10 protein-coding genes are annotated in these 11,265 nt (G+C 39.9%); 4 read left to right on the top strand and 6 right to left on the bottom strand.

The features are described from left to right. Positions 1 to 88: 88 nt before the first annotated feature. The 4 genes from ACP69Y_RS05080 to ACP69Y_RS05065 all read left to right on the top strand — a co-directional run bounded on the left by ACP69Y_RS05080 (position 89) and on the right by ACP69Y_RS05065 (position 6,252). Positions 89 to 460: a hypothetical protein gene (locus ACP69Y_RS05080; RefSeq protein WP_425916721.1), complete on the top strand. Its 372-nt coding sequence runs from the start codon at positions 89 to 91 to the stop codon at positions 458 to 460. 135 nt (positions 461 to 595) lie between these two features. Then, a complete protein-coding gene (gene mfd, locus ACP69Y_RS05075) occupies positions 596 to 4,054 on the top strand; it encodes a transcription-repair coupling factor (protein WP_425916719.1) in 3,459 nt (1,152 codons plus the stop codon). 233 nt (positions 4,055 to 4,287) lie between these two features. Then, on the top strand, positions 4,288 to 4,722 hold the full coding sequence (locus ACP69Y_RS05070) for an HIT domain-containing protein (protein WP_131214401.1): 435 nt from the start codon (positions 4,288 to 4,290) through the stop codon (positions 4,720 to 4,722). A gap of 66 nt (positions 4,723 to 4,788) precedes the next feature. Next, positions 4,789 to 6,252 carry an adenylate/guanylate cyclase domain-containing protein gene (locus ACP69Y_RS05065; RefSeq protein ID WP_425916717.1) on the top strand — a complete coding sequence of 488 codons (1,464 nt, stop codon included), beginning with the start codon at positions 4,789 to 4,791 and terminating at the stop codon, positions 6,250 to 6,252. 86 nt (positions 6,253 to 6,338) lie between these two features. Here ACP69Y_RS05065 and fdx read toward each other — a convergent pair whose 3' ends face one another. The 6 genes from fdx to ACP69Y_RS05035 all read right to left on the bottom strand — a co-directional run bounded on the left by fdx (position 6,339) and on the right by ACP69Y_RS05035 (position 11,265). Continuing rightward, complete coding sequence (fdx, locus tag ACP69Y_RS05060; protein ID WP_425916715.1) at positions 6,339 to 6,677, bottom strand: ISC system 2Fe-2S type ferredoxin; 339 nt, start codon at positions 6,675 to 6,677, stop codon at positions 6,339 to 6,341. 13 nt (positions 6,678 to 6,690) lie between these two features. Then, entirely contained in the window at positions 6,691 to 8,553 is a 1,863-nt protein-coding gene (gene hscA, locus ACP69Y_RS05055; protein ID WP_425916713.1) for a Fe-S protein assembly chaperone HscA, read from the bottom strand. 38 nt (positions 8,554 to 8,591) lie between these two features. After that, entirely contained in the window at positions 8,592 to 9,107 is a 516-nt protein-coding gene (gene hscB / locus ACP69Y_RS05050; protein WP_425916711.1) for a Fe-S protein assembly co-chaperone HscB, read from the bottom strand. Positions 9,108 to 9,216: 109 nt separating this feature from the next. Further along, positions 9,217 to 9,537, bottom strand: a complete 321-nt coding sequence (gene iscA, locus ACP69Y_RS05045; protein WP_425916709.1) for an iron-sulfur cluster assembly protein IscA — start codon at positions 9,535 to 9,537, stop codon at positions 9,217 to 9,219. A gap of 37 nt (positions 9,538 to 9,574) precedes the next feature. Beyond that, a complete protein-coding gene (gene iscU / locus ACP69Y_RS05040; RefSeq protein ID WP_086188738.1) occupies positions 9,575 to 9,961 on the bottom strand; it encodes a Fe-S cluster assembly scaffold IscU in 387 nt (128 codons plus the stop codon). A gap of 86 nt (positions 9,962 to 10,047) precedes the next feature. After that, a complete protein-coding gene (locus ACP69Y_RS05035; RefSeq protein ID WP_425916707.1) occupies positions 10,048 to 11,265 on the bottom strand; it encodes an IscS subfamily cysteine desulfurase in 1,218 nt (405 codons plus the stop codon).

The following is an 11,265-nucleotide window of genomic DNA, read 5'->3' as shown; positions in this document are numbered from 1 at the left end:
AAACTGTTGCCTTTTTTTATGAAAATAATGCTGAAGATAAGGCCGCTCAGGGTTAAAATAGTCAGGGTTTTTAATCATTGTAATGCTTATGTTGAATAAACTTGCTGGACTATTTCCCAGTTCAAGACTGTTTAAAAGTTCCAAGCCATCTCTTGAACAAGTGTTTCTCGAAGAAAATAATATCCAATTCAATCAAGAACAGGGCTATATCGTCGATGGTATTGTAGTTAATGAACTATCCGAAAGGTTGTCGTATTTCTCCAATCGAAAATTAACCAAGTTTGATGATTTAAAAGCATTGTATTTCACTTCTATGATTATCAATGAAAAAATTGATCTGGAAATTGCCAACCAACGCTTTGTAGTGCGTTTAGGTAATACCGAAGAAAACCTGCTGCATTTAAAGCAAATTATTCAAAAGCTAAATAGCTATTATCGCAATTTCTTACGCGAAAAATAATTGGAAAACAGGCTTTGAAGACATGCTATTTAAAAGGATTTAGAAGAAAAAATCGGTTGCATATAAAAATAACTCAACCGGGAAAAAACCCATGCTAATATACTGCTCATGTCATTTAGACCAAAAGCTATATACATGTTCCAACAAGAAATTTCCCAATTAAATCTGCAGCAATTAAAAGCAGGCGAAAAACGCTGGGTCGGTAATTTACAAGGCTCGTCTGCATCTTTATTATTCAAAGAAATTGCCACGCAAAATAAGCAATTGTTCATTATTGTTGCCAAAAATAATCAGCACTTGGGTCAGTTGGAAAGTGAATTAGAATTTTACGGCATAAAACCGACCATTTTCCCGGATTGGGAAATTTTACCTTATGACCGTTTATCTCCGCATCAAGATATCGTGTCAGAACGTCTTTCAATTTTATCAAATATGCCAAAGCAGGGCGTATTGCTTCTATCTGCCTCTACTCTTGTACAACGAGTTGCGCCAACTTCTTGGGTGTTGGGTGAACATTTCGATATTAAAGTGGGTCAAAAGTTTGAACTGGAACAACAAAAACTGCGCTTGATTCAGGCGGGTTATCATCTGGTCGATACAGTTTACGATCATGGTGAGTTTGCGGTACGCGGCAGCATTATGGATATTTATGCATCCGGACAAAATTCACCAATCCGCATCGATTTATTTGATGATGAAATTGAAAGCTTAAAATTCTTTGATCCTGAAACGCAAAGAACCACGCAAAATTTGCAACAGTTCTCGGTATTGCCTGCCAAAGAATTTCCACTCAAAGAAGGGCGTGCGACTTTCCGTGACCGTTATGCAGAGAGTTTTCCGAACGCAAATCCTAAGAGAAATCCAGTTTATCAGGATGTCCTAGAAGGAATTGCTTCTCCAGGGCTTGAGTTTTATTTCCCTTTATTCTTTAGCAAAGAAGCGATGGAAACACAAAGTACCCTGATGGCGTACTTACCACGGAATGGCATTGTCATTACAGATAAGCATCTGGATGAAGGCTTAACCAGTTTTTGGAAAGATGTGGTTCGACGCTATGAAGACCGTCGCCATAATGTCGATCATCCCATTTTGCCGCCAGAAGAAATATTCCTGCAACCGAATCAGGTTTTAGAACAACTGAATCACTTTGCCAGAATCATTGCATCTTCAGAAGAGTTTGTAGATAAAACCGGGGTACTTAATCTTAATACCGAATTGCCCCCACGTTTACCGGTCGATCCAAAACAGGAAAAGCCTTTCTCGGCGGTTAAAAAATATATTGATGCTGCAAATCATCCGGTACTGTTAGTCGCTGAAAGTGCAGGTCGCCGTGAAACCTTAAAAGATGCTTTGCGTGCCGCTTTGGGTGATATTCCCAATGTCGAAAATTTTGCAGAGTTTAGAAAATCACTCTATGCCATCGCTATTACCAGCGCGCCACTTGATCGTGGTTTGGTGATTCCTGATCACCTTACAGTGATTTCTGAAAATCAGCTTTATGAACATCGGGTAGTCCAGCGCCGTCGTAAACGCCAGCAGGAGGTTTCGGAAGAATTTTTAATCCGGAGTTTAACGGAGCTGAGTATTGGCGCGCCTGTGGTGCATATCGATTATGGCGTGGGGCGTTATGCAGGTTTAGTCACTTTAAGTATTGATGATCAAGATCATGAATTTTTACAGCTGGATTATGCAGATGCTGCCAAAGTCTATGTTCCGGTAACCAATTTACACCTCATTAGCCGCTATAGTGGTGGTGATCCCGATTTAGCGCCATTACATAAATTAGGTACCGATGCCTGGAATAAAGCCAAGCGTAAGGCCTTGGAACAGATTCACGATGTGGCTGCTGAACTGTTACATATCCAGGCGCGTCGTCAGGCAAAACCGGGGTTTAGTTTTGAACTTGAACAAAGTCCATATATGCAATTTGCCAGTGGTTTTGCGTATGAGGAAACTCTTGATCAAGCGAATGCGATTGAAGCGACCTTGCATGATATGCAACTTGCAAAACCGATGGATCGTCTGGTCTGTGGTGATGTTGGTTTTGGTAAGACTGAAGTGGCGATGCGAGCCGCATTTTTAGCAGTACAAAACAATAAGCAAGTCGCGGTGTTGGTACCGACAACCTTGCTGGCACAGCAGCATTATGAATCTTTTAAAGACCGTTTTGCCGATTGGCCGATTCGGATTGAAGTGCTTTCGCGTTTTGGTTCTAATAAAACCCATTTGAAAATTACCGAAGATTTGGCCAATGGCAAAGTCGATATTGTGATTGGAACGCATAAAATTTTGCAGGAAAGTATCCAGTTTAAAAATCTAGGTTTGATGATTGTTGATGAAGAGCATCGCTTTGGAGTACGGGATAAAGAACGTATTAAAGCCATGCGTGCCGATGTAGATATGTTGACCCTGACTGCAACCCCAATCCCGCGTACCTTGAATATGGCATTTAGCGGTATGCGTGATTTATCTATTATTGCCACGCCACCGGCACGTCGTTTGGCAGTCAAAACCTTTGTGCAAGAACAAACCAGTGAATCCATTAAAGAGGCCATTCTGCGTGAATTACTGCGTGGTGGGCAGGTTTACTTTTTACATAATGAAGTCGATAGCATTGAACGTGCCGCAGCCAGTGTTCGCGAGCTAGTTCCTGAAGCACGTGTCGCGGTTGCACATGGGCAAATGCGCGAGCGTGAACTGGAGCAGGTGATGCAGCAGTTCTATCATAAAGAATACAATGTCTTGGTCTGTTCAACCATCATTGAAACTGGAATTGATGTGCCAAATGCCAATACCATTTTGATTGAACGTGCAGACAAACTGGGACTCGCGCAATTACATCAATTACGTGGTCGTGTCGGGCGTTCACACCATCAAGCTTATGCATATTTATTAGTGCCTTCAATTAAAGGTTTGAAGGGAGATGCTGAAAAACGTCTGGATGCCATTCAGCGTGCATCGAATTTAGGTGCAGGTTTTATGCTTGCCACTGAGGATTTGGAAATTCGTGGCGCGGGTGAACTTTTGGGTGAGCAACAAAGTGGTTCAATGCATGCAATCGGTTATAGCCTGTATATGGAAATGCTTGAAAAAGCGACTAAAGCTATTCAAAAAGGTAAGACACCGAATTTTGATGCACCGTTATCGTTAACGGCCGAAATTAATCTGCATATGCCAGCATTGATTCCGGATGAGTATTTAGGCGATGTGCACCAACGTCTGATGTTCTATAAACGTATCAGTAATACTGACAGTCAAGAAAAACTCGATAATATCCGTATGGAATTGATTGACCGTTTTGGTGTGCCTCCACAACCTGTGAAGCAGTTATTTGCTGTGCATCAATTACGGTTAAAAGCAGAACAGTTGGGGATTACCAAGGTTGATATCAGTTCACACGGCGGTCACATTGAGTTTTCACCCGATACCCCGGTACAGGCAGTCAGCATTATTCAAATGATGCAAAAACATCCGACTTTTTTCCGTATGGAGGGTGGTCAACGTTTAAAAATCATGGTAATGCTGGAAGATTATCAAAAAAGAATTCAGTTTATTTCCGATTTACTGGCGAGTTTGTTAAAAGAAATTCACTGATGAGAAAATGAGTGCATAAATATTATGCACTCATTTGTTAATTCACCCATAATTTAAGATTTACTGAAAAGAAATGCTTGAATTTTTAGGGAAATTTATTAAATTTGTCTACGCTTGAGTGTTCAAAGCAAATAGTGGTTTATTTGTAATGAAACACATTGCATAGAATATTCACGTCCCATTGGATGTGATAGTATTAGCCATCATTCTAATTTTGCATAATTTATAAAGATATGTTTAGTTTGCATCCACAACTTGCTCAAGATACTTTTTTTGTAGGCGACTTTCCACTGTCAACATGTCGTTTAATGAATGATATGCAATTTCCGTGGCTTATATTAATTCCGCGTGTACCTGGTATTAGCGAATTATATGAATTAAGTCAGGCTGACCAAGAACAATTCCTACGTGAATCTAGCTGGTTATCAAGCCAATTGGCACGTGTATTCCGTGCAGACAAAATGAATGTTGCTGCTTTAGGAAATATGGTTCCACAATTACATTTTCATCATGTCGTGCGTTACCAAAATGATGTCGCTTGGCCGAAACCAGTTTGGGGCACACCCGCTGTTCCATATAGCAATGAAGTACTTTCACATATGCGTCAAACTTTAATGCTTGCGCTACGTGGTCAAGGCGATATGCCATTTGATTGGCGTATGGACTAATTCAAAGCAATTTAAAAAACCAGATAGGGAGTGTTTGGGGTGAATACTGGGACCAGGAGTGATTGAGTGCCATTAGACGACTGGATTAAAAAAGAGCCGAGACAATTTGAATATTTTCATCGTTTGATGGGATATATCATGTTGTCTTTACTCATCATCGTTTATCATTACACTTCTTCTGATACGAAATATCAGATCTATGTTCCGGTATTTTTGTTCTTTGTGTTACTGATTATCCCTAAGTTATCGAATGGGTTACTGTACCGTTATAATTCAAGAATAAAACGCAGTCTATTATTTCTTATTGATGTTGTTGTTATTTCAGTTATTTTATCTGCCATTCATTTAAACCTTGTGCTGACTTTTATTTCATTTTTTGCAATTCTTTATACTGCAATCAGTAATAAAATTTCATTTCTCATGGTGTCAGTGGCGAGTCTTATTGGAATCGCAAATTTTTATCTGTGTAATATCTTTATTTTTGGATTTGGTGAGTATTTTGAACAAACTACAGGAGAATTAACTGTCCTGGGTTTTATTTGTCTCATCACTTATTTTGGCGTGGGAAGTTTTTATCAGCGTAGTCAAATCCAGCATATTACCGATCGTAAAGCTTATTATTATGAGCAAATGAATCGTTATATGGAGTTTGCCAACCAGCTTAGCCGTTACGCACCAGTACAGTTATGGCAATCGATCATGAAAGGTGAGTCGGAAGCTAAAATTGAATACAAGCGTAAGAAAATGACCATTTTCTTTTCAGATATTCAAGGTTTTACCGAGCTCTCTGAAACCCTTATCCCGGATGACTTGGCATTCTTGCTGAATGACTATCTAAGTCATATGACAGAAATTGCGAAACAGTATGAAGCGACTGTCGATAAGTTTATGGGGGATGCAATTTTAATATTCTTTGGCGATCCTATTTCTCAAGGTGTTGAACAAGATGCAAAAACTTGTTTAGACATGGCCATAGATATGCGTCAGCAAATGAAATTATTAAGAGAGCGCTGGATCAAGATGGGCTATCCTGCTTTACATATTCGTATGGGGATCAGTACGGGATATTGTCACGTGGGGAACTATGGTGCGGCACATCGTATGGCGTATACCATTGTTGGACGTGATGCAAATTTGGCAGCACGTTTACAAAGTGCGGCAGAAGTCGATGAAATTTTAATTTCTGATGATACTTATAATTTAATTAAAAATGATTATTTGTGTGCACCTAAAGCACCGATTAGGCTAAAAGGTATTCAAGGGCCGGTAAACACCTGGCAAGTGATGGAAAAATATACCTCACGTAAATCGGATTATCAGCGCTGGTTTGATTATGAATATAAAGGCTTCCATTTATTGCTGAATCTGGATGAAGTTCAAAATTATGAATATCCAGAGCTAATCAATGTTTTGGAAAAAATGATTAAGCGCATACAAAAACAGCAAAAAATGACCAATTCTCAAGGCATTGTAAAACTGAATTTAGAAGATGAAATAATTGAAGATCAGAAAGATGAACAATATCATTAATATAAACAGTATCACTCAGCATGGTTGCGATTGAATTAAATAAAAAACCACGCTAAACGTGGTTTTTTTATGAATCTTTAAATCAATTAATGATTTTCAGAAGCGTGGTTAATGGTGTATTTCGGAATTTCAACTTCCAGATCTTCATCCACAATTTTAACCTGACATGAAAGACGTGAGTCAGGTTCAAGCCCCCAGGCACGATCAAGTAAATCGGCTTCAACATCAGTCATTTCTTCCAGGTTGTCAAAACCTTTGCGAACCACAACATGACAAGTGGTACATGCACAAGACATGTCGCAGGCATGCTCAATCTTGATGCCATTTTTTAATAAGCTTTCACAAAGATTAGCATTCTGTTCGACTTCAAACTCAGCACCATTAGGGCAAATTTGCGCATGTGGAAGAACTTTAATACGTGGCATAATTTTTACCTATTTATTTGGGTGAGTTTGACCAATCATCAAGTTGAGTACCTTTAAGCGCAGAGTCAATATGTTGATTCATACGTGCTGCAGCAAAGGCATCACTATATATTTTAAGCTGTTGCACTGCATCTTCAATCGCCTTGATATCAGTGGTTGATAATTGGCTTTCAAGTTGAACTTTAGCTTGTTCTAAAGCAACAAGTTGTTCAGCGCCAAGCAGGTTTGAATCAACTTTTAATGCTTGGGTCAGTGCTTCAAGTTCACGTTGTGCTTCAACTTTGGTTTCTTGCAGGTGACGAAGATTTTTATCCTCTTCAGCAAATTTAAAACCTTCAATCAATAAGCGTTCAGTATCAGAATCCGACAAACCATAAGAAGGCTTGATATCGATTTGAGCATGCACGCCGGAGGTGGTTTCTTTTGCTGAAACGGTTAATAACCCATCTGCATCCACCTGGAAAGTCACTTCAATACGTGCTTGACCTGCAGTCATGGGTGGAATGCCGTGTAAAACAAAACGGCCTAAACTACGACAGTGTTCAACCAGATCACGCTCACCTTGTACCACATGAATCAGCATCGCAGTTTGACCATCTTGATAGGTGGTAAACTCTTGGCGACGTGCAACCGGGATTGCGGTATTACGTGAGATCAAACGCTCAACCAGGCCACCCATAGTCTCTAAACCTAAAGAGAGTGGGGTAACATCAAGCAGCAATGAACCATCTGTATTGTTACCAATCAACTGATCTGCAGTAATGGCTGCACCAATCGCCACCACTTCATCTGGGTTAATTGTGCATAAAGGTTCTTGATTGAACACATCGCGAACAGCTTTTTGTACAGCATAAGAACGGGTTGATCCACCGACCAGAACAACGTTTTGAATGTCATTAAGCTCAAGTTTGGCATCACGCATCACGCGTTTGCATACGCTAATGGTTTTATCTAAAGCAATTTTAATGATGTCTTCAAAGGTTGCACGTTCTAAAGTTAAAACCTGATTTAGCGCCTGAAGTTCAACTGATTCCAACTCTGTTAATGCTTCTTTTGCGTTACGTGCAGCAACCATCAGATGTGCATGTTCTGCATCATCCAAGGTTTCAATATTAAGCTGTTTCTTTGCCCATTTCACAATTAAGCGATCTAAATCGTCACCACCAAGAGCAGTATGACCACCAGTGGCTAAAACTTCGAATACACCTTGGGTAAAACGCAAGATAGAAACGTCAAAAGTACCGCCACCCAGGTCGTAAATTACATAGTTGCGGTCAGAAGCTAAATTGCTTGCTTGATCTAGACCGTACGCTACCGCAGCAGCCGTCGGTTCATTCAGCAAGCGCAGAACATTTAAACCTGCCATTTGAGCGGCATCGCGAGTGGCCTGACGTTGCGCTTCATCAAAATAGGCAGGAACAGTAATCACTGCACCATTAATTGGATTTTTTAAACTTGCTTCAGCACGTTCTTTTAGTTGTTTTAAAATTTCAGCCGAAATTTCAACAGGGGTTTTACGCCCCTGATTTGTTTCAAAAGCAGGCATTTGGTGATCTTCACCCACCAGTGTATATGGATGCTGGAATTTAATATCCGCCTTTGAACGACCCATAAAACGCTTAACAGAAACAATGGTATTTTTAGGGTCACTGGTCATGAATGCTTTAGCTTCATCACCATATTGTGTAGCCTGATCTGCATAATGCACAATCGATGGAAGTAACACGCGACCTTGTTCATCGTTAAGAACTTTGGCTTTGCCTGAGAGAACCGTAGCGACTAAAGAGTGGGTGGTACCTAAATCGATACCAATCGCGATACGGTGTTCGTGGGGCGCACTTGATTGACCAGGTTCTGCAATTTGCAAGAGAGCCATTGTGTTACATCCTTTGAACGTCTAAAAAGTAAAATAAATTAAAAATCATCGTCAAGATCGAAAGAATCATCATCTAAAAAACGATCTTCAGCTTTGTCGATATCTGCCATAACTTTCTGGAAAAAGCGTAATTTACGCACTGTATCGCGCGCTTCAGCCCAGTCTTCTTCAGTATAGTCAATTTTAAATTCACGTACTAAACTGTCAATCCATTGTTGAACTTCGTGTTTAAGTGAAATCAAATCATCGGCAGTATGAGCTTCATCCAGCTGTTCACGAATTTCTAGCGCAGATTGTAAAAAATCAAAATCACTGATCGATTGATCAAGCAGATGATCCTGTTTTTTTAACGCAAGCAGATATCCCGCACGACTATCAACTTGAGACAAGACTTTAAAAGCCTGATTAATCTCGCTTGACTTAATCAATGCCTGATCTTTGTCTTCAGCTTTATCGGGATGATATTGTTGCTGCAATTTTAAAAATTCATTTTTTAAAGCTGCTAAATCAATATCGAGTGCTACAGGAAGATTGAACAACTCAAAATGATTCATGGGAGATTTGATCCGCGAAAATTCTATAAAAATTACTGTACATATAAATGCAATTAAAACAGTGTATTGTACACTGTTTTAATGCTTTAAAAGAGAATGGAAGGGCTGGTTAAACAGTGAAAGATTCACCACACCCACATTCACCCTTTTTATTGGGGTTATTAAATTCGAAGCCTTCGTTTAAGCCATTTTTCACATAGTCCATTTCTAAACCTTCTAAATAGACACTGCTTTTAGGGTCAACAAAGACCTTAACGCCAAACTGTTCAAAAGTTTGATCATGTTCGTCAATTTCATCAACAAATTCGAGTACATAGGCCAAACCAGAACAGCCTGAAGTTTTCACGCCAACGCGAATGCCTTCACCCTTACCGCGATTTTTCAAGTAATTGCTGATATGAGTTGCAGCATTTTCAGTTAAATGAATCATGAAAACTCCGTTATTCCTTATTCAAAACTTAAGGCGATTAAGCTTTAGCTTTTTTGCTGCGGTAGTCTTCAACAGCAGCTTTAATTGCATCTTCAGCCAGTACAGAACAGTGTACTTTTACTGGCGGAAGCGCGAGTTCAGTTGCAATATCAATGTTTTTGATTGCTTGCGCCTGGTCTAAAGTTTTACCTTTAAGCCATTCAGTGACAAGTGAACTTGAAGCAATAGCAGATCCGCAACCATAAGTTTTGAAACGTGCCTGTTCAATGATACCGTTGTCATCTACTTGAATTTGAAGGCGCATAACATCACCACAAGCGGGTGCACCGACCATACCTGTACCAACATTTTCAGCGTTTTTATCTAAAACACCAACATTACGAGGGTTTTCGTAATGATCAATTACTTTTTCACTATAAGCCATGATGCGTCTCCAAACCTCGGGGTCAGCCTTGATAAGATTTAATATGGGGGCATCTCAAGCAAATTCTATAAGATGCCAAGAATAAATTAGTGTTCAGCCCATTCGACTGTAGACAGATCAATACCGTCTTTGTACATATCCCAAAGAGGAGAAAGATCACGTAGTTTTTGTACCGCAGCTTTGGTTATTTCAAGTACATGGTCGATATCTTCTTCAGTGGTATATTTACCGAAGCTGAAGCGAATAGAACTGTGAGCAAGCTCATCAGACAAACCTAATGCACGAAGTACATAAGAAGGTTCAAGTGTTGCAGAAGTACATGCAGAACCAGAAGATACAGCGGCATCTTTTAATGCCATCATCAATGATTCACCTTCAACAAAGTTGAAGCTTACATTTAGATAGTTTGCAACATTGTATTCAGGGTGACCATTTAAGAACACTTGTTCTAAACCTTGTAAACCATTCCAAAGTTTGTCACGTAATACACGTAGACGTTTTTGTTCAGATTCTAGGTTTTTGCCTGCAAGTTCAAATGCTTCACCCATACCTACGATTTGGTGGGTCGGAAGGGTGCCTGAACGCATACCACGTTCATGACCGCCACCATGCATTTGAGCTTTAAGACGAACACGCGGGCTACGACGCACGAACAGTGCACCCATACCTTTAGGGCCATAAATTTTATGAGCAGAGAAACTCATTAAATCTATTTTCATGGTTGAAAGATCAATTTCAACTTTACCCGCAGCCTGAGCAGCATCGACATGGAAATAGCTTTTATTTGCGCGAGTGATTTCACCAATTGCAGCAACATCAGTCACGGTACCAATTTCGTTGTTCACCATCATCAGGGAAACAAGAATCGTATCTGGACGAATAGCAGCTTTAACCATATCCGGCGTAATTAAACCGGTTTTTGGTTCTGGCTCAAGATAGGTGATTTCAAAACCTTCTTCTTCGAGTTCACGGCAAGTATCTAAAATTGCTTTATGTTCGATTTTACTGGTAATGATGTGTTTGCCTTTAGAGGCATAGAATTGTGCAACACCTTTTAATGCAAGGTTATCCGATTCAGTCGCACCAGATGTCCACACGATTTCACGTGGATCTGCTTTAATCAAATTAGCAACTTGTTCGCGTGCATATTCTACTTTTTCTTCTGCCTGCCACCCGTAAGCATGAGAACGAGATGCAGCATTACCGAAAGTACCATCGAATGTTAAGCATTCCATCATACGTTCTGCAACTTGAGGATCTACAGGAGTGGTTGCTGCATAATCAAGATAAATCGGACGTTTCAT

The organism is Acinetobacter sp. TSRC1-2 (assembly GCF_049895885.1).
In the GTDB taxonomy this organism is placed as follows: Bacteria; Pseudomonadota; Gammaproteobacteria; order Pseudomonadales; family Moraxellaceae; genus Acinetobacter.
The sequence above is the reverse complement of the archived record's forward strand: the minus strand, read 5'-3'. Positions and strand labels throughout refer to the sequence as shown.

Bases quoted from the DNA above. Each gene is read 5' to 3' on its own strand.
- ACP69Y_RS05080 (WP_425916721.1), top strand. From the start codon at position 89: ATGTTGAATAAACTTGCTGGACTATTTCCCAGTTCAAGACTGTTTAAA.
- mfd (WP_425916719.1), top strand. From the start codon at position 596: ATGTTCCAACAAGAAATTTCCCAATTAAATCTGCAGCAATTAAAAGCA.
- ACP69Y_RS05070 (WP_131214401.1), top strand. From the start codon at position 4,288: ATGTTTAGTTTGCATCCACAACTTGCTCAAGATACTTTTTTTGTAGGC.
- fdx (WP_425916715.1), bottom strand. From the start codon at position 6,677: ATGCCACGTATTAAAGTTCTTCCACATGCGCAAATTTGCCCTAATGGT.
- hscA (WP_425916713.1), bottom strand. From the start codon at position 8,553: ATGGCTCTCTTGCAAATTGCAGAACCTGGTCAATCAAGTGCGCCCCAC.
- hscB (WP_425916711.1), bottom strand. From the start codon at position 9,107: ATGAATCATTTTGAGTTGTTCAATCTTCCTGTAGCACTCGATATTGAT.
- iscA (WP_425916709.1), bottom strand. From the start codon at position 9,537: ATGATTCATTTAACTGAAAATGCTGCAACTCATATCAGCAATTACTTG.
- iscU (WP_086188738.1), bottom strand. From the start codon at position 9,961: ATGGCTTATAGTGAAAAAGTAATTGATCATTACGAAAACCCTCGTAAT.
- ACP69Y_RS05035 (WP_425916707.1), bottom strand. From the start codon at position 11,265: ATGAAACGTCCGATTTATCTTGATTATGCAGCAACCACTCCTGTAGAT.